General features: G+C 59.9%; 22 protein-coding genes. 18 read left to right on the top strand and 4 right to left on the bottom strand.

Annotated features, from left to right (window positions below):
- Window positions 1-83 precede the first annotated feature (83 nt).
- A complete protein-coding gene (ompR, locus tag GIR22_RS11670; protein ID WP_154743470.1) occupies window positions 84-824 on the bottom strand; it encodes an osmolarity response regulator transcription factor OmpR in 741 nt (246 codons plus the stop codon).
- A 358-nt stretch (window positions 825-1,182) separates the two neighbouring features.
- Here ompR and GIR22_RS11665 point away from each other — a divergent pair, with 358 nt between their 5' ends.
- From GIR22_RS11665 to tauD, 7 genes are all read left to right on the top strand, one after another.
- Complete coding sequence (locus tag GIR22_RS11665) at window positions 1,183-3,516, top strand: Tex family protein (RefSeq protein WP_154743469.1); 2,334 nt, start codon at window positions 1,183-1,185, stop codon at window positions 3,514-3,516.
- On the top strand, window positions 3,516-3,899 hold the full coding sequence (locus GIR22_RS11660) for a PaaI family thioesterase (protein ID WP_154743468.1): 384 nt from the start codon (window positions 3,516-3,518) through the stop codon (window positions 3,897-3,899). Before GIR22_RS11665 ends, GIR22_RS11660 begins: the two co-directional genes overlap by 1 nt.
- A 215-nt stretch (window positions 3,900-4,114) precedes the next feature.
- The gene (gene gshA / locus GIR22_RS11655; protein ID WP_154743467.1) at window positions 4,115-5,698 is read left to right on the top strand and encodes a glutamate--cysteine ligase; all 1,584 of its coding nucleotides are present in this window, start codon (window positions 4,115-4,117) and stop codon (window positions 5,696-5,698) included.
- Between the two features lie 208 nt (window positions 5,699-5,906).
- Window positions 5,907-6,884 (top strand): taurine ABC transporter substrate-binding protein, encoded by a 978-nt coding sequence (gene tauA / locus GIR22_RS11650; RefSeq protein ID WP_154743466.1) that lies wholly within the window; start codon window positions 5,907-5,909, stop codon window positions 6,882-6,884.
- 18 nt (window positions 6,885-6,902) lie between these two features.
- Window positions 6,903-7,682: a taurine ABC transporter ATP-binding subunit gene (tauB, locus tag GIR22_RS11645; RefSeq protein WP_154743465.1), complete on the top strand. Its 780-nt coding sequence runs from the start codon at window positions 6,903-6,905 to the stop codon at window positions 7,680-7,682.
- A complete protein-coding gene (gene tauC / locus GIR22_RS11640) occupies window positions 7,679-8,515 on the top strand; it encodes a taurine ABC transporter permease TauC (protein ID WP_154743464.1) in 837 nt (278 codons plus the stop codon). The genes tauB and tauC overlap by 4 nt, the downstream gene beginning before the upstream one ends.
- Window positions 8,516-8,570: 55 nt before the next feature.
- A complete protein-coding gene (gene tauD / locus GIR22_RS11635; RefSeq protein WP_154743463.1) occupies window positions 8,571-9,407 on the top strand; it encodes a taurine dioxygenase in 837 nt (278 codons plus the stop codon).
- 49 nt (window positions 9,408-9,456) lie between these two features.
- Here the strand turns inward: tauD and mgrA are convergent, their stop codons facing one another.
- From mgrA to epsC, 3 genes are all read right to left on the bottom strand, one after another.
- Window positions 9,457-10,494, bottom strand: a complete 1,038-nt coding sequence (mgrA, locus tag GIR22_RS11630) for an L-glyceraldehyde 3-phosphate reductase (RefSeq protein ID WP_154743462.1) — start codon at window positions 10,492-10,494, stop codon at window positions 9,457-9,459.
- A 128-nt stretch (window positions 10,495-10,622) separates the two neighbouring features.
- Window positions 10,623-12,584 (bottom strand): choline transporter BetT, encoded by a 1,962-nt coding sequence (betT, locus tag GIR22_RS11625; protein WP_178122212.1) that lies wholly within the window; start codon window positions 12,582-12,584, stop codon window positions 10,623-10,625.
- Between the two features lie 300 nt (window positions 12,585-12,884).
- Entirely contained in the window at window positions 12,885-13,808 is a 924-nt protein-coding gene (gene epsC, locus GIR22_RS11620; RefSeq protein ID WP_154743460.1) for a serine O-acetyltransferase EpsC, read from the bottom strand.
- Window positions 13,809-14,038: 230 nt separating this feature from the next.
- Here epsC and GIR22_RS11615 point away from each other — a divergent pair, with 230 nt between their 5' ends.
- From GIR22_RS11615 to GIR22_RS11565, 11 genes are all read left to right on the top strand, one after another.
- Complete coding sequence (locus GIR22_RS11615) at window positions 14,039-15,031, top strand: D-cysteine desulfhydrase (RefSeq protein WP_154743459.1); 993 nt, start codon at window positions 14,039-14,041, stop codon at window positions 15,029-15,031.
- 165 nt (window positions 15,032-15,196) lie between these two features.
- Window positions 15,197-15,997: a cystine ABC transporter substrate-binding protein gene (gene tcyJ, locus GIR22_RS11610; protein WP_154743458.1), complete on the top strand. Its 801-nt coding sequence runs from the start codon at window positions 15,197-15,199 to the stop codon at window positions 15,995-15,997.
- The gene (tcyL, locus tag GIR22_RS11605) at window positions 15,997-16,662 is read left to right on the top strand and encodes a cystine ABC transporter permease (protein ID WP_154743457.1); all 666 of its coding nucleotides are present in this window, start codon (window positions 15,997-15,999) and stop codon (window positions 16,660-16,662) included. The genes tcyJ and tcyL overlap by 1 nt, the downstream gene beginning before the upstream one ends.
- Window positions 16,663-16,665: 3 nt before the next feature.
- Window positions 16,666-17,415 (top strand): L-cystine ABC transporter ATP-binding protein TcyN, encoded by a 750-nt coding sequence (gene tcyN / locus GIR22_RS11600; RefSeq protein WP_154743456.1) that lies wholly within the window; start codon window positions 16,666-16,668, stop codon window positions 17,413-17,415.
- A gap of 376 nt (window positions 17,416-17,791) precedes the next feature.
- The gene (locus tag GIR22_RS11595) at window positions 17,792-18,568 is read left to right on the top strand and encodes a hypothetical protein (RefSeq protein WP_154743455.1); all 777 of its coding nucleotides are present in this window, start codon (window positions 17,792-17,794) and stop codon (window positions 18,566-18,568) included.
- 180 nt (window positions 18,569-18,748) lie between these two features.
- The gene (locus GIR22_RS11590) at window positions 18,749-19,990 is read left to right on the top strand and encodes an SfnB family sulfur acquisition oxidoreductase (protein ID WP_154743454.1); all 1,242 of its coding nucleotides are present in this window, start codon (window positions 18,749-18,751) and stop codon (window positions 19,988-19,990) included.
- A 41-nt stretch (window positions 19,991-20,031) separates the two neighbouring features.
- Window positions 20,032-21,225 carry an SfnB family sulfur acquisition oxidoreductase gene (locus GIR22_RS11585; RefSeq protein ID WP_154743453.1) on the top strand — a complete coding sequence of 398 codons (1,194 nt, stop codon included), beginning with the start codon at window positions 20,032-20,034 and terminating at the stop codon, window positions 21,223-21,225.
- A complete protein-coding gene (locus GIR22_RS11580; RefSeq protein WP_154743484.1) occupies window positions 21,225-22,592 on the top strand; it encodes an LLM class flavin-dependent oxidoreductase in 1,368 nt (455 codons plus the stop codon). Before GIR22_RS11585 ends, GIR22_RS11580 begins: the two co-directional genes overlap by 1 nt.
- A gap of 228 nt (window positions 22,593-22,820) precedes the next feature.
- Window positions 22,821-23,630 carry a MetQ/NlpA family ABC transporter substrate-binding protein gene (locus GIR22_RS11575; RefSeq protein ID WP_154743452.1) on the top strand — a complete coding sequence of 270 codons (810 nt, stop codon included), beginning with the start codon at window positions 22,821-22,823 and terminating at the stop codon, window positions 23,628-23,630.
- Window position 23,631: 1 nt separating this feature from the next.
- A complete protein-coding gene (locus GIR22_RS11570; protein ID WP_154743451.1) occupies window positions 23,632-24,750 on the top strand; it encodes a methionine ABC transporter ATP-binding protein in 1,119 nt (372 codons plus the stop codon).
- On the top strand, window positions 24,740-25,384 hold the full coding sequence (locus tag GIR22_RS11565; RefSeq protein ID WP_154743450.1) for a methionine ABC transporter permease: 645 nt from the start codon (window positions 24,740-24,742) through the stop codon (window positions 25,382-25,384). Before GIR22_RS11570 ends, GIR22_RS11565 begins: the two co-directional genes overlap by 11 nt.
- Window positions 25,385-25,432: the final 48 nt, after the last annotated feature.

Genomic DNA, 25,432 nt, shown 5'->3' with positions numbered 1-25,432 from the left:
TACTCGCAGAAATACAGATGCCGGGCATCCAGTCGCCCCTCAAGGGGACGAACTCCGGGATGCCCGCACCTGCAAATCATCGATCACTTGGTCGCAGTGCCGTCCGGCACGAATACATAACCCACGCCCCACACCGTCTGGATATAGCGCGGCTTGGATGGGTCCGGCTCGATCATCCGGCGCAGACGAGAGATCTGCACGTCGATGGAGCGCTCCAGGGCGTCCCATTCGCGACCACGGGCCAGGTTCATCAGCTTGTCACGGGTCAGTGGCTGGCGAGCGTTCATCACCAGGGCCTTGAGCACCGCGAATTCGCCGGTGGTGAGCATGTGGACTTCATCGCCACGCTTCAGCTCGCGGGTGGCCAGCGACAACTCATAGTCGCCAAAGGTCACGCTTTCGTCTTCGCTGCCCGGGGCTCCCGGCACCGGAGCGGCCTGGCGACGCAACACCGCCTTGACCCGCGCCATCAGTTCATCGGGATTGAACGGCTTGGCCAGGTAATCGTCGGCACCCAGTTCGAGCCCCTTGATACGGCTCAGCTCATCGCCCTTGGCGGTCAGCATGATGATCGGAATCTGGTTGTTCATGCCGCGTAGGCGCTTGCAGGCGGTCAGGCCGTCTTCGCCGGGCAGCATCAGGTCGAGTATGACCAGGTTGAATACTTCGCGCCCCAGGAGACGGTCCATTTGCTCGGTGTTTGGCACCGCCCGGGCACGATAGCCCTTGGAGTTGAAAAAACGCTCCAGCAGGCTACTCAGCCCAGGATCGTCATCAACGATGAGAATTTTTTCGCCTTCAGCAGTTGGTGCAGTGCTGCTCATTGGATGCTCCTCTTAGCTCGGTGCGCATTATGGCGTAGCTGCCGTTATACGCACCGTGTGCATTGTTAGCAGATTTTTCCTCTACCGCCAGCGAACCCTAGCCCTACAACTACCGGCTCAATCCCCCATAGGGCAGAACGCTGGTTATAATGCGCCGCCTTTGTGCAGGGCAACGTCAGATCATTACTGTTTACTGCAGGGCGTCTTTTTTCGCGGCCTTGCAGTGATTTTCCGATTTCGAGGGTCAATAGGCAGCCTCTTGACCCAGGCAGCGGCGCCAGTCGGGCCGCTCAACCAGCCTCGCAGGGCCTCGTTTTTCCGAGCCCACGAGCCTGCTTTCAGAATTTCAGGTGGTTTTATGGACAGCATCAACAGCCGCATCGCCGAGGAACTCGGTGTACGCCCACAGCAGGTCGAAGCGGCCGTCGCTCTACTGGATGAGGGCTCCACGGTGCCTTTCATCGCCCGTTACCGTAAAGAAGTGACCGGCAGCCTCGATGATATCCAGTTGCGGCATCTGGAAGAACGCCTGCGCTACTTGCGAGAACTCGACGAGCGGCGCATCAGCATCCTCGCCAGCATCGAGGAACAGGGCAAGCTGACCCCTGCACTTGAACGCGACATCAAGCTCGCCGACACCAAGACCCGCCTCGAAGACTTGTACCTGCCGTACAAGCAAAAGCGCCGCACAAAAGGCCAGATAGCCCTGGAAGCCGGCCTTGGCGAACTGGCCGACGGCCTGTTCAACGACCCGTCCCTGGCCCCGGAAAGCGAAGCTGCGCGCTTCATCGATGCTGAAAAAGGCGTCGCCGATGTCAAGGCCGCTCTCGAAGGCGCCAAGTACATCCTCATGGAGCGTTTCGCCGAAGACGCCAACCTGCTGGCAAAATTGCGCAACTACCTCAAGCAGGAGGCCACCCTCAGTGCCCGCGTCATCGCCGGCAAGGAAGAAGAAGGCGCCAAGTTCCGCGACTACTTCGAGCACGACGAACCGCTCAAGAGCATGCCATCCCACCGCGCCCTGGCGATTTTCCGTGGTCGCAACGAGGGTATTCTCAGCTCCTCGCTGAAAATTGGCGACGAGTTGCCAGGCACCATGCACCCGTGCGAAGGCATGATCGGTCAACAATTCGGCATCCAGAATCAGAATCGTCCTGCGGATAAGTGGCTCGGTGAAGTCGTGCGCTGGACCTGGAAGGTCAAGCTCTACACCCACCTGGAAACCGATCTGCTGGGCGAGTTGCGCGACGGCGCCGAAACCGAGGCGATCAATGTATTCGCCCACAACCTGCACGACCTGCTGCTGGCCGCCCCGGCCGGCCCGCGCGCCACCCTGGGCCTGGACCCGGGCCTGCGTACCGGGTGCAAGGTTGCAGTGGTGGACGCCACGGGCAAGTTGCTGGATCACGCCACCGTTTACCCTCACGTTCCTCACAACAAATGGGACCAGACCATCGCCATCCTCGCCGCCCTGTGCGCCAAGCATGCCGTGGACCTGATCGCCATCGGCAATGGCACCGCCAGCCGCGAAACCGACAAGCTGGCTGCCGAGCTGATCAAAAAGTACCCAGGCATGAAAATGACCAAGGTCATGGTCTCCGAAGCTGGCGCTTCGGTGTATTCGGCTTCGGAGCTGGCTTCCAAGGAGTTCCCGGACCTCGACGTGTCGATCCGTGGCGCCGTGTCCATCGCCCGTCGTCTTCAGGACCCGCTGGCCGAACTGGTGAAGATCGACCCGAAATCCATCGGTGTCGGCCAGTACCAGCACGATGTGTCGCAACTGAAACTGGCCCGCGGCCTGGACGCAGTGGTGGAAGACTGTGTGAACGCCGTCGGCGTCGATGTAAACACCGCCTCTGTCGCGCTGCTGGCGCGTATTTCCGGCCTCAACGCCACTCTGGCGCAGAATATCGTCAACCACCGTGATGAAAACGGCGCGTTCAAGACCCGTGCCGCGCTGAAAAAAGTGGCGCGCCTGGGTGAAAAAACCTTCGAGCAAGCCGCCGGTTTCCTGCGCGTCATGGCTGGCGACAACCCGCTCGACGCCTCGGCGGTTCACCCGGAAGCCTACCCGCTGGTGCAGCGCATTGCCGCTGAAACCGACCGTGACATCCGCTCGCTGATCGGGGACGCCGCGTTCCTCAAGCGCCTGGATCCGAAAAAGTACACCGACGAAACCTTCGGCGTGCCAACCATTACCGACATCCTGCAAGAGCTGGAAAAACCTGGCCGCGACCCGCGTCCGGGGTTCAAGACCGCCGAGTTCCAGGAAGGCGTCGAAGACCTCAAGGACCTGCAACTGGGGATGATCCTCGAAGGCGTGGTCACCAACGTGACCAACTTCGGCGCATTTGTGGACATCGGCGTGCATCAGGACGGTTTGGTGCACATCTCTGCGCTTTCCGAGAAGTTCATCAAGGACCCACGCGAGGCGGTGAAAGCCGGCGACGTGGTCAAGGTCAAGGTCATGGAAATCGACATCCCGCGCAAGCGTGTCGGCCTGTCGATGCGTATGAGCGACACCCCCGGCGAGAAAATCGACGGAGCCCGCGGCGCACGCCCAGGCTCGGCACCACGCCAGTCGCAAAACCGCTCTGAAAACAGCACGCCGCGCAAGGAAACCACTGCAGTCCCGGCCAATAACGCCATGGCTTCGCTGTTTGCCAACGCCAAACAACTGAAGAAGCGCTAATGGAACTGTCAGCCAGCTTGACCCAAAGTGCTTTCAGCAACTTAATCGGTTGCCGCCTGCAACGCCTTGAGCAGGGCGTTGCCGAGGTTGCCCTGACCCTGGAGCCAAACCTGCGCAATCGGTCTGGCAAGCTCCACGGCGGAGCGATTTTCAGCCTGGTGGACATTGCCATGGGGCTGGCCTGCTCCAGTTCCCATGGTTTCGACCAGAAGAGTGCGACCATCGAGTGCAAAATCAACTACATCCGCGCCGTGTCTGACGGCGACGTGCTGTGTACCGCCCGGGTAATTCATCCGGGCCGACGCACCCTGGTGGTCGAAGCCGATGTGTACCAGGACGAAAAATTGGTCGCAAAAGCGCAAGGCACCTTCGCTGTCCTATAGCCCCCTGTCATCGATTTGAGTTAGTTTCGGCGCTGCGAAAGTTGCGCCGAACTTTAACTTCGTGCGCGATAGCCAGATTCAAGGATGGAGCGGCGCTTTCAGAGTGGGGGGACTCCTGCTCAAAAACCAGGCGATAACGCCAGTTTCCACTTCACCCTTGTAGACCGTCCTGCCCACCCCCATATTGGGGCGACTGACGCGTGAAGGAATCCAACTTGAGCGAACTTCTCAACCGCCGCCTGGCACTGCTTGGCAAGCACGAACACCTCTCTTTGCTCGAGCAATGCCTGCACGGCATCGAGCGTGAATGCCTGCGCGTTACCGCTGAAGGGCGACTGGCTCAAACGCCACATCCCGAGGCATTGGGCGCCGCGCTAACCCACGGGCAGATCACCACGGACTATTCCGAGTCGCTGCTGGAGTTCATCACGCCGGCGCTGCCCAAGCCGGCCGACACCCTGAGCAGCCTCGACAAGATTCACCGTTTTGCCTACAGCAAACTTGGCAACGAGTACCTGTGGAGTCCATCGATGCCGTGCCCGTTGCCGGCCGAGGAAGATATCCCGATCGCCTATTACGGCACCTCCAACATCGGTCAGCTCAAGTACGTGTACCGCAAGGGCCTGGCCCTGCGCTACGGCAAGACCATGCAGTGCATCGCCGGGATCCACTACAACTTTTCCCTGCCGGAAGAGCTCTGGCCGCTGCTCAAGGAAGCCGAAGGCTTTGTCGGTACCGACCGTGACTACCAGTCCACGGCCTATATCGCGCTGATCCGCAACTTCCGCCGCTATAGCTGGTTGTTGATGTACCTGTTTGGCGCCTCTCCAGCCCTGGACGCGGGCTTCCTGCGCGGCCGCGCTCATCAGTTGGATGTGCTGGATGCCGACACCCTGTACCTGCCCTACGCCACCAGCCTGCGCATGAGCGACCTGGGCTACCAGAGCAACGCCCAGGCCGGCCTGACCCCGTGCTACAACGATCTGGCCAGCTACACCGACAGCCTGCGCACAGCGGTGGCAACGCCCTACGCGCCGTATGCCGAAGTCGGTACCCACAAGGACGGTGAATGGGTACAGCTCAACACCAACATCCTGCAGATCGAAAACGAGTACTACTCCAACATCCGTCCCAAGCGCGTGACCTACACCGGCGAACGGCCGATCCAGGCGCTGATGGCCCGAGGCATCCAGTACATCGAAGTACGCTGCCTGGACATCAACCCGTTCCTGCCGATGGGCATCGACTTGCAAACGTCGCGTTTCCTCGACGCGTTCCTGCTGTATTGCGCACTGAATGATAGCCCGCTGTTCGAGAACAACGAATGCAGCAACGCCACGTCCAACTTCCTCAGCGTGGTCAAGGAAGGTCGTCGTCCGGGCCTGCAACTGCAGCACAAAGGCCAGTCGGTGGACATGAAGGAATGGGCCACCGAGTTGCTGGAGAAGATTGCTCCGCTGGCGGCGTTGCTGGACCAGAGCCAGGGCGTTGACGAACACAGCCAGGCGCTGGACGCCCAGTGGGCGAAGATCAAGGACCCGTCCCTGACGCCGTCAGCCCAGGTGTTGGCGGCCATGAGCGAGCACAAGGAGAGCTTTGCGCAGTTCTCTCTGCGTCAGAGTCAGGCACACGCCGAATTCTTCCGCAATGAGCCACTGCCAGCTGACGAGCAAGCCCGCTTTGAAGAGTTGGCGCGCGACTCGCTGGTGCAACAGGCAGAGCTTGAACAGAACGAAGTGGGGGATTTCGACGTGTTTGTCGGGGCGTACCAGGCGAGTATCCTGGCGATCAGTAACTGACAGGCTACAGCCCACTGTAGGAGCGAGCTTGCTCGCGAAGAACGTCAACGATAACCCGTACTGTCTGGATGGGCGCGTTGTTTTCAGGTTTTCGCGAGCAAGCTCGCTCCTACATAAGCTAATGCGAAAAAGTTATTTATTTTCTTGTTCTTAGATCATTTAGTCTCATTACACGCCGATTTTCGGCCGCCTGATGAGGATCTTCCCCTTGAAAATGTTTCCCCCCCTACGCCTCCTGGCGGCACTTTCCCTGGCCGGTGCCAGCCTGTTTGCCCATGCAGCCGATGTCACCATTGCCTACCAGACCACCGTGGACCCGGCGAAAGTCGCCCAGGCCGACGGTGCTTATGAAAAAGCCACCAATGCCAAGATCGACTGGCGCAAATTTGACAACGGTTCCGACGTCATCACCGCCATCGCGTCCGGTGATGTGCAGATCGGCTACCTAGGTTCCAGCCCACTGACCGCTGCCATCACCCGCAAAGTCCCGGTGCAAACCTTCCTGATCGCCACCCAGATCGGTGGCGCCGAAGCCCTGGTGGCGCGTAACGGTTCCGGGATCAGCAGCCCGCAGGATCTGATCGGCAAGAAAATCGCCGTGCCTTTTGTTTCAACCGGCCACTACAGCCTGTTGGCGGCATTGAAGCACTGGAACATCGACCCCGCGAAAGTCACCATCCTCAACCTCGCGCCACCGGCGATCATCGCCGCCTGGAAACGCGGTGATATCGACGCCACCTACGTCTGGGACCCTGCCTTGGGCGTGGCCAAGGAAAACGGCAAGGTGCTGATCACCTCTGGCGAACTGGCGAAGTTCGGTGCGCCGACCTTCGATGCATGGATCGTGCGTAAAGACTTCGCCGAGAAGCATCCGCAAATCGTCACCGCCTTCGCCAAGGTCACGCTGGATGCCTACGCCGCTTACCGCAAAGACCCGCAAGCCTGGCTCGCCGACAAAGGCAACGTCGACAAACTGGTGAAGCTCTCCGGCGCCAAGGCCAGCGACATTCCCTTGCTGCTGCAAGGCAACGTCTACCCGCTGGCAGCTGACCAGATCGTCCTCCTCGGCGCGCCGACTACCAAGGCTGTCACCGACACCGCCGCGTTCCTCAAGGAGCAAGGCAAGGTCGACGCCGTACTGCCGGACTACGCCCCCTACGTCAGCCCGAAGTTCATCACTAACTGATATCAGGAGTTAACCGCGATGGCCTTGCTACAACTGGAGCGCATCAGCGCACAGTATCCAGGCGCCACGGCGCCTGTGCTGGCGGACATTTCCCTGAGCCTGGGGCCACAGCAATTGCTGGTCGCCCTTGGCCCTTCCGGCAGTGGCAAGACTTCGCTGTTGAACCTGATTGCCGGCTTCGTCGAACCCAGTGCCGGGCGTATCACCCTCGACGGCGTGCCCGTAAAGGGACCCAGTGCCGAACGTGGGGTCGTGTTCCAGGACGATGCCCTGCTGCCTTGGCAAGATGTGTTGGCCAATGTCGGCTTCGGCCTGGCGTTGGCTGGCGTGCCCAAGGCCCAGCGTGAAGTTCGTGCCCGTGAAATGCTCGCCCTGGTGGACCTGGCAGGTTTTGACAGCCGCCGTATCTGGCAACTGTCCGGCGGCCAGAAGCAGCGCGTCGGCCTGGCCCGGGCATTGGCCGCAGACCCTCGGGTGCTGCTGATGGACGAGCCTTTCGGCGCCCTCGATGCGTTCACCCGCGAACAGATGCAGGAGTTGCTGCTGCAGGTCTGGCGGCGCACGGCCAAGCCGGTGTTCCTGATTACCCACGACATCGAAGAAGCCGTGTTCCTCGCTACCGATTTGATTCTGCTGGCGCCCAACCCGGGCCAGATTGTCGAGCGCCTGAGCCTGGACTTCGGCCAGCGCTACGCCGCCGGAGAGTCCGCACGGGCGATCAAGTCCGACCCACACTTTATCGAAACCCGCGAACACGTGCTGGGCAAGGTGTTCTCCCAACGGCAGGTGTGTGCATGAGCAGCTATGAATTACCGGCCACGGCCACCAACCCTGTGCATAAAGCCGCCGCCCCCGTGCGCCGCAGCTTGAGTACCCGCTGGATCAGTGTGCTGACCCTGGTTGCCTTGTTGGCCATCTGGTGGGCCGTAACCGCCAGTGAATGGATCGAACCGCTATTCCTGCCACCTCCGTCTGCCGTGCTGCAAAAAGGCTGGTTGCTGGCGACCACCGGCTACATGGATTCCACCCTGTGGCAGCACCTGGGTGCGAGCCTCAGCCGCATCGGCCTGGGCCTGGGCTTCGCGGTGCTGACGGCGGTGCCGGTAGGCATCGCTATCGGCGCCAATCGCATCGCCCGCGGCATTCTTGATCCACTGATCGAGTTCTACCGGCCAATCCCTCCGCTGGCCTATTTGCCGCTGATCGTCATCTGGTGTGGCATCGGCGAGCTGTCCAAGGTGCTGCTGATCTACCTGGCGATTTTTGCCCCGATTGCCATCGCCACCGCAACTGGTGTGCGCACAGTCGACCCGGCCAAATTGCGTGCTGCGCAGTCTTTGGGCGCGACCCGGGCCCAGTTGATTCGCCATGTGATTTTGCCGAGCGCCCTGCCCGACATTCTCACCGGTGTGCGGATTGGCCTGGGGGTCGGCTGGTCGACCCTGGTGGCTGCCGAACTGATCGCCGCCACCAGCGGCCTGGGCTTCATGGTGCAGTCCGCGGCGCAGTTCCTGGTCACCGATGTGGTGGTGCTGGGGATCCTGGTCATCGCCATGATCGCCTTCGCCATGGAAATGGGCCTGCGTGCCCTGCAGCGCAAACTGGTGCCGTGGCACGGCCAGGCACATTAAGCACAACAGCACTGACTACGCCGACAGATCGGCGCCCAATATTCAAGAGAACCCCATGAGCAGCCTGACCGTAACTCCCCTCAGCACCGCCCTTGGCGCCCAGATCAGTGGCGTCGACATTGCCCAACCGCTGAACACCGGGCAGCGCGACGCCATCGAACAGGCGCTGCTCAAACACTCGGTGCTGTTCTTTCGCGATCAGCCGATCACCCCGCAACAGCAAGCACGATTTGCGGCCAATTTCGGCGACCTGCACATTCACCCGATCTACCCAAACGTACCGCAGCAACCCGAAGTACTGATCCTCGACACTGCCGTCACTGACGTGCGCGACAATGCCATCTGGCACACCGACGTGACCTTTTTGCCCACCCCGGCCCTCGGCGCAGTACTCAGCGCCAAGCTGCTACCGGAATTTGGCGGCGACACCTTGTGGGCCAGCGGCATCGCCGTCTATGAGGCGTTATCGGAACCGATGAAGGGGCTATTGAGCGGCTTGACCGCGACCCACGATTTCACCCGCTCCTTTCCTCTGGAGCGGTACGGCAACACGCCCGAGGACCTGGCGCGCTGGGAGGAAACCCGCAGAAAGAACCCGCCGCTGTCCCACCCAGTCATCCGCACCCACCCGGTGAGCGGGCGTAAATCACTGTTCGTCAGTGAAGGTTTCACCAGCAAGATCAACGAACTGGAACCTGCCGAAAGCGAAGCCATCCTCAAGCTGTTGTTTGCCCACGCCACCCGTCCGGAATTCACCATTCGCTGGCGCTGGCAGGCAAACGACGTGGCGTTCTGGGACAACCGCGTGACCCAGCACTATGCCGTCGACGATTACCGGCCACAGCGGCGGGTGATGCATCGGGCGACAATTCTGGGGGATGTGCCGTTCTAGATTGAGCCGCTGATCGCTCCCACGCTCTGCATGGGAACGATCCATTAGCTTATTGCGCCGTGGACGGCTTTTCCCACAAGTTGATCCCACCCTCCTGGGCAAACCGATCAATCTCCGCCAGCTCATCCGCACTGAAGCTCAAGTTCTTCAACGCCCCGACGTTTTCAATGATCTGCTCCGGCCGGCTCGCACCGATCAATGCACTGGTTACCCGAGGATCGCGCAGGGTCCAGGCCAGGGCCAGTTGGGCCAGGCTTTGCCCACGACGCTGGGCAATTTCATTGAGGGCGCGTACATGGGCGATGTTGGCATCGGACAAGTGCGAAGCCTGCAATGAACCACCTCCCGGTCGATTTACCCGCGCATCGGCCGGCACACCGTTGAGATATTTATCGGTCAACAAGCCCTGGGCCAGCGGCGTGAACGCAATCACCCCGGCACCGAGTTCGTCGGTGGCGTCCAGCAGGTCTTTTTCCACCCAACGGTTGAGCAGGTTGTAGGCCGGTTGGTGGATCAATAGCGGGACTTTCCACTCCTTGAGGAGCGCCGCCATTTCCCGGGTTTTCGCCCCCGAGTAAGACGAGATACCAATGTACAACGCCTTGCCCTGTTGCACGGCGGTGGCCAGGGCGCTGGCGGTTTCTTCCAGCGGGGTATCGGCATCAAAGCGGTGAGAGTAGAAAATATCCACATAGTCGACACCCAGGCGTTGCAGGCTCTGGTCCAGGCTCGCCAATACGTATTTGCGCGAACCACCGCCCTGGCCATAAGGGCCGGGCCACATATCCCAGCCAGCCTTGCTGGAGATGATCAGTTCGTCGCGGTAGTGCTTGAAATCTTCACGCAGCAAGCGACCGAAATTGATCTCGGCGCTGCCATAGGGCGGGCCGTAGTTGTTGGCCAGGTCGAAGTGGTTGATCCCCAGGTCGAACGCGGTACGCAGCAAAGCGCGCTGGGTGTCGATGGGAGTGCTGTCGCCAAAGTTGTGCCACAACCCCAGGGACAGTGCCGGCAGCACCAACCCACTGCGGCCTACGCGGCGATAGGGAATAGATTCATAGCGGTTTTGGGCAGCAATGTAAGTCATCGAATCCTCTCTGGTCTAAACAAGCAGGGCGCGAAGATAACCATACCTTCGCGCCCTTCAAGGACAGCTGAAACGCTTAAGTGTGCCGGTCCTTTTTACAGCAAAGAGCTACCCGCTCGCCATGTGCCTTAGCGAACCAGGTGCAGGAACTGCAGGTGGCGCTCGTACTGATCAAGGATGTCGTTGATGATCTGCTCCTTGGTGTAGCCCACCAGGTCGTAATCCTGGCTACCTTCACTCAAATGCACTTCCGCCCGGTAATAGCGACGGTTGTTGATCTCTTTGGAGCCCATGCCACCCCGGGCAAACGACGGCGTGAAGTAGCCGCGCATCTGCACCTGATAGACAAACGGATGCTCTTCGCCATGGCCGATCTCCAGGCTGACACTGTCGTTGACCGGATCGGGCTGGGTGACCACGCTCAGCCCCTTCTCGACGAAGACTGCCGTCACTTCTTCAATCGCCGGACGCACGGTGGTCTCGAGGAAACGGTACACCTCATCCCGCGACGGGAAGTGCACGGCCTGGGTCAAACGCTGGCGCCAACCACCACGGCCCTTGCGCGATCCCGAGACCGGCGCCAGGGAGTGCAGTTGCGCAATCTGCTTCTGGGATTCGAGGTAGAAAGCCTTGTGCAGCCCCCACATCATCAGCAGCAGGATCATCGAGAATGGTAATGAGGTCAGCACCACCGCCGATTTCAACGAATCGATACTGCCGGCAAACAGTAAGGCACTGGTCACCAGCGCGGTCATCGCGCCCCAGAACACCCGCAGCCATTTCGGCCCGTCTTCATCGGCGTTGCCACCTTTGGCTGACAGGGTCGACAGCACGACGGTGCCGGAGTCGGCGGAGGTAACGAAGAACACGAAGCTGATAAACACCGTGACCGTAATGACGACCTTGCTCCACGGGTAGGTTTCCAGCAACAGGTAGAGGCTCATCGACGGGTCATCGATAGCCGATGCACCCAAGGCGGTCATGCCGTGGTTGAGCACCTGATCGATGGCGCTATTGCCGAAAATCGACATCCACGCCAGGGTGAAACCCAGCGGGATCAACAGCACACCGAAGACGAACTCGCGAATGGTGCGGCCACGGGAAATACGCGCGATAAACAGGCCCACGAACGGCGACCATGCGATCCACCAGGCCCAATAGAACACGGTCCAGCCGCCGAGCCAGTCATTGGGCTTGTCATAGGCGTAAAGGTCGAAACTTTTGGTCGGCAAGGCGCCGAGGTAATCACCGATGTTCTGGATCAGGGTGTTGAGCAAGTGCTGGGTGGGCCCGGCGAACAGCACGAACAGCAGCAGCGCACAGGCCAGCAGCATGTTGATGTCGGACATTACTCGCACGCCCTTGTCGACGCCCGCCACGGCCACCAGGATCGCCGCCCCCATCATCAAGGTGATCAGGCCGACCTGGACCCACTGGGTGTGGGCCACGCCGAACAGGTAGTCGAGCCCGGAGTTGAGGTGCAATACGCCAAACCCCATATCGGCGCCGAGGCCAAACACTGTAGCGATAATGCCGAAGCCATCCACCGCGTAGCCAATAGGGCCGTTGATGCGCTTGCCGATCAGCGGATACAGCGCCGAGCGCAACGCCAGCGGCAGGTTATGCCGGTAGGCGAAATACGCCAGGGCCATGCCAACAAAGGCGAACACGCCCCAGCCGTGCAGGCCCCAGTGCAGAAACAGGATCTGCATGGCTTGGCGCGCGGCCTCGGCGGTACCGGCTTCGCCCTGGGGCGGTTGCACCAGGTGAGTCAAAGGCTCCGAGACGCAGAAGAAAAACAACGTGATGCTGATCCCGGCGGCGAACAGCATGCCGGCCCAGGACAGGTAACTGAATTCGGGCTCGTCGTGGTCGGCACCGAGCTTGATCTTGCCGTAGCCAGATAGCGCGGTGACCACCACGAAGACCAGATACAGGGTCATCGCCAGCATGTAGTACCAGCCGACCGTATTGGCCGCCCAGTTTTGCGCCGCCAGCAGCCAGGCCCCAGCTTGTTCAGGAATGGCGATAACCGTCAGGCCGAACAGCAGGATGAAGCTCGCGGCAAAGTAAAACACCGGCGGATTCATGCGGATCAGACCGCTTGAAGGGGTGGACGATCCACTCATGAAAGGTGCACCTCAAGGGTGTGGGATGTGGCTGTAAAAAACGGACTCGGCAAAGGTAAGCCTCCTGTTGTGAGCGGGCAGCGAACCACCTATTTAACTTGAACGAACAGTCAAGTTAAACATGAATAGGCGTTTTGAGACTAATCCCAGGGCCGAGCGGTAGGTCATTCCTACACTAGCTCAAGAATTGGTATGACGAGCGGGGATGGCAAATCGTTGATCGTTCCCACGCCCTGCGTGGGAGTTCAGCCTGGACGAGTCCTACTTCTGCGTCCCATCATCATGCTGCAAATTCGCCTGGGTCAGGTTGACACCCGCCGGCACGCTGCGAGTCAGCCAGACATTGCCGCCAATGGTCGAGCCCTGGCCAATGGTGATCCGGCCCAGGATCGTCGCCCCGGCATAGATCACCACGTCATCCTCGACAATCGGGTGACGCGGATGACCTTTCTGCAATTGCCCGTCCTCGTCCGCTGGAAACCGTTTGGCGCCCAAGGTTACGGCCTGGTAGATACGCACCCGCTCACCGATGATTGCAGTCTCGCCAATCACCACACCCGTGCCATGGTCGATAAAGAAGCTCTGGCCGATCTGTGCGCCAGGGTGGATGTCGATGCCGGTGGCCGAATGGGCGATTTCCGCGCTGATCCGCGCCAGCAGCGGCAACCCGGCACGATAAAGATGATGAGCCAGGCGATGGTGAATCACCGCCAGGATGCCGGGGTAGCACAGCAATACTTCATCGACGCTGCGGGCAGCCGGGTCACCGTGGTAGGCGGCCAGTACATCGGTGTCCAACAGGCTGCGCAAGGCCGGCAACGCCAGGGCGAAGTCCTGGATCAGGCGGATAGCGGTGGCATTGATCTCGCTGTCCTCTTGCCCGCCCTGGCGCGCCGCGTAACGCAGCTCCAACCGCGCCTGGGCCAACAGGGCATTCAAGGCTACATCCAGGGTGTGGCCAACGTAGAAGTCTTCACTTTCTTCACGCAAATCCACGGGCCCCAGGCGCATCGGGAACAATGCCCCACACAACGCTTCGAGAATCTGCGCCATAGCGTCCCGCGAAGGCAACTCGCGTCCGCCTTGCTCACCACTGACCCGCCCATTGCGCGTGCGCCACTGGTCCCGGGCGCTGCGCAACTGGCTGACGATGGTCTGTAACTGCCAATGAGAGCGCTCAGTCAATGTGGAAACTCCTGAAAAAAGGGGGTCGATGCTGCTGCAAGCCTCATCGACTTGAAGCTTATAGCTTGCAGCTTGCAGCTAAAACGGCCACTACTCTACGATATGCCACAGCATCCACCTTAAGAACCAATCATGCCAAGCACATAACCAAGCGACCTAAGCGATTGACGGTTGCTCGATGAAAAGTGCCTGCCTATAGTCGCTCAATCACTGGCCCTCTGTGCGTAACCATGATCAAACAACAGCTCGACCGTTTTAACCGCCTGGAACTGCTGGGCGGCGCCACTGCTCTGGAAAAACTCGAGCGACTGTCGGCCTGGCTGGGTCGCGATATCTACGTTAAACGCGATGACACCACGCCGTTGGCCATGGGTGGCAATAAGTTGCGCAAACTAGAATACCTCGCAGCCGATGCCCTTGCCCAAGGTGCCGACACCTTGGTGACTGCCGGCGCCATCCAATCCAACCATGTGCGGCAAACTGCGGCTTTGGCGGCCAAGCTGGGCCTGGATTGCGTGGCCCTGCTGGAAAACCCTGTCGGTACCGAAGACCCCAACTACCTGGGCAATGGTAATCGCCTGCTGCTGGAACTGTTCAATGCCAAGGTTGAGTTGGTGGAGAACCTGGATAACGCCGATGAGCTACTCAACGCCCTCGGCGATCGTTTGCGCAGTAATGGCAAGAAGCCGTACCTGGTGCCCATCGGTGGCTCCAACGCCCTCGGCGCCCTGGGTTATGTGCGGGCCGGGCTGGAATTGGCCGGGCAAATTGAAGACAGCGGCATTCAATTCGCCGCCGTGCTCCTGGCCTCCGGCAGCGCAGGCACTCACAGCGGCCTGGCTCTGGCGTTGAGTGAAGTGCTGCCGGACTTGCCGGTAATTGGCGTCACCGTATCGCGCACTGACGAAGCCCAGCGCCCCAAGGTGCAAGGGCTGGCCGAACGCACGGCTGAGCTGCTCGACATAGCGATCCCAAACAGCTTCAAGGTGACCTTGTGGGACGAATATTTTGCCCCCCGTTATGGTGAGCCAAACGCCGGCACCCTGGCGGCGATCAAACTGCTGGCGAGCCAGGAAGGCCTCTTGCTGGACCCGGTCTACACCGGCAAGGCCATGGCCGGCCTGTTGGATGGCATTGGCCGCCAGCGTTTCGAGGCCGGCCCGATCATATTCCTGCACACCGGCGGAGCGCCGGCGTTGTTTGCTTATGATTCGATATTCTGAACAATACCAATATTCAAATAACGAATAAAAAAATCAATTTATATTATTTTCAAGTCTTATAAGCTCGTTTTATAGTCACTCCGCAGACGCACACGGTGCTTTTAAGGCAGGATACGTTTACTGCTGTCACCTGCTTCGCTCACATAAAAAACACAGGGGCTTGTCATGACTATTTCTGTATTACGTCGCACGTTACTGGTTGGCACATTGGGGTTGGCACTCGGCGCTGGTTGGCTGGGCCAGGCGGTTGCCGGCGAGCAACTGGCGGCCATAAAAAAAGCCGGCGAGCTCAAAGTCGGCGTGGAAGGGACCTACCCGCCGTTCAGCTTCGTCGACGAGAGCGGCAAGCTGAGCGGTTTTGAAGTGGAGTTCTCAGAAGCCCTGGCCAAAGAGCTGGGCGTGAAGGTCAAGCTGCAAGCCACCAAATGGGATGGCATCCTTGCGTCGCTGGACTCCAAGCGCCTGGACGCGGTGATCAACCAGGTGACTATTTCCGAAGAGCGTAAGAAGAAATATGATTTCTCGCAGCCCTACACCGTTTCCGGGATCCAGGCCCTGGTACTGAAAAAGAACCAGGAAAAACTCAATATCAAGACTGCTGCCGACCTGGAAGGCAAGAAAGTCGGGGTAGGCCTGGGCACCAACTACGAACAATGGCTCAAGGACAACGTGCCAAAAGCCATCATCAGAACCTATGACGATGACCCAACCAAATACCAGGACCTGCGTGTAGGCCGTATCGATGCGATTCTGGTAGACCGCCTGGCCGCCCTTGAGCTGGCAAAGAAAGCCCCTGACACCGCCGTTGCCGGCGACGCCTTCTCCCGCCAGGAAGCCGGCGTGACCCTGCGCAAGGGCGAACCTGAACTGCTTGACGCGGTGAACAAGGCCATCGACAAATTGCGCGCTGATGGCACCTTGAAGAAATTGTCTGAAAAATACTTCAACGCTGACGTTACTCAATAATGGAAGCAGCTTTCCAACTCGCACTGAGCTCCGCGCCCTTTCTGCTCAAGGGCGCGTACTACACAGTGATTCTCAGCCTGGGCGGGATGTTCTTCGGTTTGCTGCTGGGCTTCGGCCTGGCCTTGATGCGCCTGTCGCGCCTCAAGCTGGTGAGCTGGATCGCCCGGGTCTACGTGTCGTTCTTTCGCGGCACGCCGCTGTTGGTGCAACTGTTCGTGATCTATTACGGCTTGCCGCAACTGGGCATCGAACTGGACCCGCTGCCGGCGGCACTGATCGGCTTCTCGCTGAACATGGCCGCTTATGCCTGTGAAATCCTGCGCGCCGCCATCGGTTCCATCGAGCGTGGCCAGTGGGAAGCCGCTGCCAGTATCGGCATGACCCGCGCGCAAACCTTGCGCCGGGCCATCCTGCCGCAGGCTATGCGTACGGCACTGCCACCACTGGGCAACAGTTTTATTTCGCTGGTCAAGGACACTGCCCTGGCCGCCACCATTCAGGTGCCCGAACTGTTCCGCCAGGCGCAACTGATCACTGCCCGCACCTTCGAAATTTTCACCATGTATCTTGCCGCCGCCTTGATCTACTGGGTTCTCGCAAGTGCCCTGGCGCACCTGCAGAACCGTCTGGAAGCGCGGGTCAATCGGCATGACCAGGAGTCTTGAAGCATGATCGTGGTTGAAAAACTGACCAAACAATTCAAGGGTCAGGTGGTGCTTGACGGTATCGACCTGGAGGTCAAGGAAGGCGAAGTCATCGCCATCATCGGCCCCAGCGGTTCCGGCAAGACCACCTTCCTGCGCTGTCTGAACTTCCTCGAAGAACCCACCAGTGGCCGGATCAAGGTCGGGGATATCGAGATCGACGGCAGTCGCCCGCTCAACCAGCAACAGAACCTGGTGCGGCGCCTGCGCCAACATGTGGGTTTTGTATTCCAGAACTTCAACCTGTTCCCTCATCGCACCGCCCTGGAAAATGTCATTGAAGGGCCCATGGTGGTCAAGAAGATGCCCAAGGACGCGGCTGATGCCCTGGGACGCAAGCTGTTGGCCAAGGTCGGCCTGGTGGGCAAGGAAGACGCTTACCCGCGTCGGCTGTCCGGAGGGCAGCAACAGCGGGTGGCGATTGCACGGGCCCTGGCCATGGAACCGGAAGTGATCCTGTTCGATGAGCCGACTTCGGCCCTGGACCCGGAACTGGTGGGTGAAGTACTGGAAACCATCCGCAGCCTGGCGCAAGAAAACCGCACCATGGTTATCGTCACCCACGAGATGAGTTTTGCTCGGGATGTGGCCAACCGAGTGATCTTTTTCGACAAGGGCATCATTGTCGAACAGGGTGAAGCCAAAGCATTGTTTGCCAACCCCAAGAAAGAACGCACGCAACAGTTTCTCAGCAAGTTCCTTAATAAAGACTGACTCCCTTTAAGAGCGAGGGCCTCCCCCTCGCTCTTACAACGGGCAATCGAACCGCCAATAAACCGTAAGAAACTTCGCTATATAACCCCTCTTCCACAATGTACCGAGTTTCGGAAAACCCCAATAATCATTGGGTAAAAGTCACCGCCGCCCTCCCCCTTTAAAGTGCACTCGCAGTAAGACCCTTCTGAATAATCCATAACTTCCTGTTTAGCCCGTACCCCCCCTTGACGCCAACTAACCAACCCTCTTATCTAACGCTCAGAGGATTGGATCCTATTCTGGCTTTTCATTAAATCGTTCCTTTCGGACTACGGCGCCCACCCGCGCTTAACGTTCGGAACGATCGCTGCTGGCTGCCTCAAGGAGAATACTAATGAAGTGTATTTCAAACCTGCCCATGCTCACCGCCCCGACCCTGCCCCAGGCACATCGACACGGCATCAACGCCCTCGCTGCCACGCAGTTGCAAGTTGATATTGCGCCTTACCCTGGCATGGACGAAGGAGACCTGATCGAGTTGTTCTGGAACGACTGTTTTATCGCTTCCCGGTGCATCACCGCCGGTAAAGTCGGCACATCCACCCGCCTGCGGATTCCGGAAAGTTTTATCCAAAGCGGTGCGGTGCGTATTCATTATCAAGTCATGCAGGTGGGCCATGGTCCGGCGCAATCGGCGGCCACTTGTGTACAGGTCAAGGTCGACTATCCCGGCGGCAGGCCCAAGGCTTTATGCAACGATGAGAACCAGAACCTGGCACCGGTAAACCTGCCCGAGATGATCCGCCGTTACGGCGTGAACAGTCGCCAGGTGTTGCGCGGTGTGCCACTGATCATCGAGCCCTACCTGAACATGGCCGCCGACGATGAAATCACCCTGCGTTGGGGAGACGCGCGCCTGGACCTGTCGCCCATCCAGGCGTGCGACATCGCAAAACCGATACAGGTCTGGGTACCTTCGGCGCTGATCCAGGAGGCCGGGGACGATCATCGGCTGGAAGTCACTTATTGCATTCTCGACTGGGTCGGCAACAACTCACGCTGGGCGCCCGCCCGAACCTTGCGCATCGCCGCCGCCCATCCGCACCCGTTGATCCAGACCGTATCGGCCTACCAACCACGTCGCCCCGGCTCTCCCTGTGAGGCTGGGTGACAGACCTTCTATGCATATTCCTAAAAGTTAGTTTATTTAAAAAATAAACATGTTTAGGGTATATAAACCGGACCACCGGACATTCCTGTTTTTTACTTTCAACGGATGCGAGGTCGGTATGGTCAGAATTACCCCGGTGTGCAACGCCAGGGCATTGCGTGCAGCCAAGGAGCGGCACTGATGTCTAACTTGGCAGAAACCCCCTTACAGAGTGATCTGGACATTGCCCCGCTGTTGTTGCCCGCCAAAGTGCTGCGCAACGACGCCGAGGCCCTTGATGCAGCCCGAGCCCTGGCTCAGGCTGCTCGCCTGCAAGCGGCGAGGCGCGATCAGCAACGTAAATTGCCTTGGGCCGAAATCGAACAGTTCACCGCCAGCGGCCTGGGCAGTATGTCCATTGCCCGAGAATACGGTGGCCCCCAGGTGTCCTTCGAGACCCTGGCCGAGGTGTTCGCAATCATCAGCGCCGCAGACCCGGCACTGGGGCAAATCCCTCAGAATCATTTCGGCATCCTGCACCTGCTGCAAGGAGTCGCCAGCGACCAGCAGAAAAAGCAGCTGTTCCAGAGCGTGCTGGACGGCTGGCGCATCGGCAATGGCGGCCCGGAACGTGGCACCAAAAACACCCTGGAACTCAAGGCCCGCATCACCGCCCAGGGTGACGGCTTCACCATCAGCGGCCAGAAGTTTTACTCCACTGGTGCACTGTTTGCCCATTGGGTAGCGGTCAAGGCGTTGAACGATCAAGGCCAGCAGGTCATGGCGTTCGTGCGTCGTGGCACGCAGGGACTGCGCATCGTCGATGACTGGTCGGGTTTCGGCCAGCGCACTACCGCCAGTGGCACGCTACTGTTGAACCAAGTCCCGGTGGAGGCCGAACTGGTGGTGGAAAACTGGCGCCTGGGCGAAACCCCGAATATCCAGGGTGCCGTCTCACAGTTGATCCAGGCAGCCATCGATGCGGGCATCGCCCGTGGCGCGCTCGACGACACCATCAGCTTTGTGCGCGAACGCTCCCGACCCTGGATCGATGCCAAGGTGGAACGGGCCAGCGATGACCTCTACGTCATCGCCGATATCGGCAAGCTGAAAATCGAACTGCACGCGGCTGAGGCGCTGCTGCGCAAAGCCGGCCAGGTGCTGGACCAGGTCAGCGCCGCGCCCATAACCGCCCAGTCTGCCGCACGGGCTTCAATTGCCGTGGCCGAAGCCAAGGTGCTGACCACTGAGATTTCATTGCTGGCCAGCGAGAAGCTGTTCGAACTGGCCGGCAGCCGCGCCACCCTCGCCGAATTCAACCTCGACCGCCACTGGCGCAACGCCCGGGTGCACACCCTGCACGATCCGGTGCGTTGGAAGTATCACGCCGTGGGCGACTACCACCTCAACGGTACGTTACCGGCCCGGCATTCCTGGATTTGACCGACCAGAACACTTTCTCGAACAAGCTTCTGGAGAAACACATGACGCTTTCTCACCACGTCGCAGTTATCGCCAGCGATGAACAAGCCCTTTTGGTCGCCAGCGATCTGGCTGAAGATTTTCGCCGTGACAGTGCACTACGCGACCGCGAGCGCCGTCTGCCCCTGCCTGAGCTCGATGCGTTTTCCCGATCCGGTTTGTGGGGCATCAGCGTGCCCAAGGAATATGGTGGCGCCGGGGTTTCCAACGTCACCCTGGCCAAAGTCACGGCACTGATTGCCCAGGCTGACGCCTCGCTGGGGCAAATCCCGCAGAACCACTTTTATGCCTTGCAAGTGCTGCGAGTGAACGGCAGCCCAGAGCAGCAAAAACGCTTGTACGCCGAAGTGCTCGCCGGCCAGCGCTTCGGCAATGCCCTGGCAGAACTGGGGACCAAGACCGCTCACGATCGCATCACCCAACTGACCCGCGATGGTGATGGTTTTCGTATTACTGGCCGCAAGTTCTACTCCACCGGCGCGATCTACGCCCAACGCATCCCCACCTCCGTGGTGGATGAAAACGGCATCCAGCAACTGGCCTTCGTCCCCCGGGACAGCCAAGGCCTGAGCGTGATCGACGACTGGAGCGGCTTCGGCCAGCGCACCACCGGCAGCGGCTCGGTAGTGTTCGACAACGTGTGGGTGGCCGCGGGCGACGTGGTTGCGTTTCAAAGCGCCTTCGAGCGCCCCACCACCGTTGGCCCGCTGGCGCAGATCCTTCATGCCGCTATCGACACCGGTATCGCGCGTGCCGCCCTGGAAGATGCATTGCATTTTGTGCGCACCAAGACCCGGCCGTGGATCGATTCCGGCAGTGACAAGGCCACCGAAGATCCGCTGACCCTGAAAAGCTTCGGCCACCTGAGCATCCGCCTGCACGCCACCGAGGCGTTGCTGGAAAGATCCGCTGGGTTCCTCGACCGCGCCCAGGCCGATAGCACTGCCGAGACCGTCGCGGCAGCCTCCATTGCCGTCGCCGAGGCCCGTGCCCTGAGTAGCGAAATTTCCCTCGCCGCCAGCAGTGTTCTGTTTGAACTTGCCGGCAGCCAGGCGACCCTGGCCGAGCATGGCCTGGACCGCCACTGGCGCAACGCCCGGGTGCACACCCTGCACGACCCGGTGCGCTGGAAGTACCACGCGGTGGGCAATTACTACCTCAACGATGAAAACCCACCATTGCGGGGCACCCTATGATGCCCGCGCGTGAAAAAGCCAGGAAAAAGATCCTGCTCAATGCCTTCAACATGAATTGCATCGGGCACATCAACCATGGCCTGTGGACCCACCCACGAGACAACTCGACCCACTACAAAACCATCGAGTACTGGACTGAACTGGCGCAACTACTGGAGCGCGGACTGTTCGATGGTTTGTTCATCGCCGACATCGTCGGGGTGTATGACGTCTATCAGAATTCGGTGGACGTCCCGCTCAAGGAGTCGATCCAGTTGCCGGTCAACGACCCGTTGTTGCTGGTCTCGGCCATGGCCGCCGTCACCCGCAACCTTGGCTTCGGCCTGACAGCCAACCTCACCTACGAGGCTCCGTACTTGTTCGCCCGGCGCATGTCCACACTCGACCACCTGAGCCGTGGCCGAGTGGGTTGGAACATCGTCACCGGCTATCTGGACAGCGCCGCCAAGGCCATGGGCCTGCACGAACAAGTCGAGCATGACCGCCGCTACGACCAGGCCGACGAGTACCTGGAGGTGCTTTACAAACTCTGGGAAGGCAGTTGGGAAGACGATGCGGTGATCAATGACCCCCAGGCGCGGGTTTATGCCCAGCCGGGCAAAGTGCACAAGATCGAACACCAGGGCGAGTTTTATCAAGTCGAGGGTTATCACCTCTGCGAGCCGTCGCCGCAACGCACCCCGGTGTTATTCCAGGCCGGCAGTTCGGATCGCGGCTTGCTGTTTGCCGGGCGCCATGCCGAATGCGTATTTATCAGTGGTCAGAGCAAGGCGACGACCAAGGTCCAGGTCGACAAGGTACGCAGCAGCGCGGTCAAGGCCGGGCGCAACCCGGATGACATCAAGGTGTTCATGGGGCTCAACGTGATCGTCGCCGCCACCGAAGAGCTGGCCTGGGCCAAGCATGCCGAGTACTTGAGCTACGCCAGCGCTGAAGCTGGCGTCGCGCATTTTTCCGCGTCCACGGCGATCGATTTTTCCCAGTACGAATTGGACGAGCCGATCCAGTACGTGAAGAGCAACGCCATTCAGTCCGCCACCAAAACCCTGCAAAACAACGATTGGACCCGGCGCAAATTGCTTGAGCAACACGCACTCGGTGGTCGCTACATCACCCTGGTCGGCTCGCCTGAGCAGGTGGCCGATGCGCTGGAGTCCTGGATCGACGAAACCGGCCTGGATGGCTTCAACCTGACGCGCATTGTTACGCCGGAAAGCTATGTGGATTTTATCGAGTTGGTGATTCCGCAGTTGCAGCGACGAGGGTCGTACAAGACCGCGTACGAGGCCGGGACTCTTAGGGAAAAGGTTTTCAACCGCTCGGCGCATCTGCCCAAGCAACACACCGGCTCTACCTACCGCCACTAACCCCCTGTAGGTGCGAGGGGGACGCCTGGTTCTTGCTCGCGAAGAACTCATAGTCGACGCGTTTATCCAGGATGCACACGTTATCGTTGACGTTTTTCGCGAGCAAGCTCGCTCCTACAGTGGATTGTGTTGTTCACAAAAATTGATCGGACGCACAGCGTCCATTGATGCATGCCTTTGTCGCGCATGGGAACGATTTTTTTAGCAATCAATGACTGGAAATCCATTATGAAAAATACCCTGCTCTCCCACCCAGTCAAAGCGCTGGCCCTGGCCCTCGGGCTTTTCAGTTCGGTGGTATTTGCCACCGACGCACCACTGAAAGTCGGCACCACCGCCGCCTTCGCGATTCCCCTGGAAGCCGCCGTCGAGGAGGCCGGTAAGCAAGGCCTAAAAGTCGAGTTGGTGGAGTTCACCGACTGGATCGCCCCGAACGTCAGCCTGGCCGCCGGCGATATCGACGTGAATTACTTCCAGCACATTCCCTTCCTGGAAAACGCCAAGGCAGCTGCCGGTTTTGATCTGGTGCCGTTCGCGCCAGGCATCATCAATAACGTCGGCCTGTACTCGAAAAACTACAAAAGCTTCGCCGAGCTGCCTGAGGGTGCCAGCGTGGCGATTGCCAACGACCCGATCAACAGCGGTCGCGGCCTGCAACTGCTGGCCAAGGCCGGCTTGATCACCCTCAAGCCTGGCGTCGGCTACAAGGCCACCGAAGAAGACATCATCACCAACCCGAAGCATCTGAAGATCCTGCAAGTGGAAGCGGTGCAACTGGTGCGAGCCTATGATGACGCCGACCTGGTGCAGGGCTACCCCTCCTATATCCGCCTGTCCAAGACCTTCGATGCCACATCCGCGCTGCTGTTCGACGGCCTCGACCACAAGGAATACGTGATCCAGTTCGTGATTCAGCCAAAAAGCAAAACCGACCCGCGGCTGATCAAATTCGTCGACATCTACCAACACTCGCCAGCCGTGCGCGCGGCCCTGGATAAAGCCCACGGCAAGCTCTATCAAGCCGGCTGGGAGAGCTGAAATGAGTGCCGCCAATGCCCAATTGCGCGCCCTGCACACGCGGCCCCGGGACGCCGAACACACCGAGCTGCATCCGGACCTCAATCGTGCCCATGTGCGCTTCATCAACCTGGGCAAAACCTACGACGGGCAATCGATACCGGCCCTGCAAGGCATCGACCTGGCCATTCAGCGCGGCGAAGTGTTCGGCATCATCGGTCGCAGCGGCGCCGGCAAGTCGTCGCTGATCCGCACCATCAACCGCCTGGAACAACCCAGCAGCGGCCGGGTATTGATTGATCAGGTGGACATCAGTGGCTTCGATGAAGACCGCCTGGTGGAGCTGCGCCGACGCATCGGCATGATCTTCCAGCACTTCAACCTGATGTCGGCCAAGACCGTGTGGCAAAACGTCGAGCTGCCGTTGAAGGTGGCCGGCGTACCCAAGGCCCAGCGCGAGGACAAGGTGCGTGAATTGCTGGACCTGGTGGGCCTGCAAGACAAGCACAAAGCCTACCCGGCGCAGTTGTCCGGGGGGCAAAAGCAAAGGGTGGGCATTGCCCGCTCGCTGGCGCACGACCCACAGATCCTACTGTGCGATGAGGCCACTTCGGCCCTCGACCCGCAGACCACACAATCGATCCTCGGCCTGCTGCGAGAAATCAACAAACGTCTGGGCCTGACCATCGTTCTGATTACCCATGAAATGGCAGTGATCCGCGAGATCTGCGACCGGGTGGTGGTACTGGAACACGGCAGGGTCGTCGAACAAGGCCCGGTGTGGGAAGTGTTTGGCAACCCTCAGCACGAGGTCAGCAAAACCCTGCTGGCGCCGTTGCAACACCGGTTGCCGGAGGAGCTTCAGGGCCGTTTGCAGGCCAAGCCATTCTCCACAGGCGCGGCCGTGGTACTGCGCTTGCAATTTACCGGCGCCAGCCACCACGAGCCGGACCTGGCCGCGCTGTTCAGCGCCCTCGGCGGGCGGGTTCGGTTACTGCAAGGCGGGGTCGAAAGAATCCAGGGGCATGCCCTGGGGCAATTGCTGCTGGCGGTGAGCGATTCATCCCTGGGCGTTGATGAACTGCGCACCCGTGCCGGGCTCTGGGCACAACAGGTGGAGGTGCTGGGTTATGTGGTTTGATCGTTTACTACAGGGCGCCATCGACACCTTGCTGATGGTCGGCGTGTCGTCGTTGATCGCGTTGCTGGTGGGGATTCCGCTGGCGGTGTTCCTGGTCACCAGCGACAAGGGTGGTATCTACCAGGCCCCAGCCTTGAATCGGGTGCTGGGGGCATTCGTCAATCTGTTCCGCTCCATTCCCTTTCTGATTTTGATGGTGGCGTTGATTCCTTTCACCCGGCTGATTGTCGGCACCACGTATGGGGTGTGGGCCGCCGTGGTACCGCTGACCATCGCCGCCACGCCGTTTTTTGCACGGATCGCCGAGGTCAGCCTGCGGGAAGTCGATCATGGGCTGATCGAGGCGGCGCAGGCCATGGGTTGCCGACGCTGGCATATTGTCCGGCATGTGCTGTTGCCGGAGGCGCTGCCTGGAATTGTCGGTGGGTTCACTATTACTCTGGTGACGATGATCAACTCCTCGGCCATGGCCGGGGCGATTGGCGCGGGCGGGCTGGGGGATATTGCCTATCGGTATGGGTATCAGCGCTTTGACAGCCAGATCATGCTGACGGTAATTGTGCTGTTGGTGATACTGGTGGCGGTGATTCAGTTGGGCGGGGACCGGTTGGCACAGGTTCTGAATAAGCGTTGAACTTGATCGAGAACGGAGGCGGAGCGTGGGAGCGATCGGTGTGAGGTA

This window comes from Pseudomonas karstica (genome assembly GCF_009707515.1).
GTDB lineage: Bacteria > Pseudomonadota > Gammaproteobacteria > Pseudomonadales > Pseudomonadaceae > Aquipseudomonas > Aquipseudomonas karstica.
This window is presented reverse-complemented; position numbering and strand designations above follow the sequence as displayed.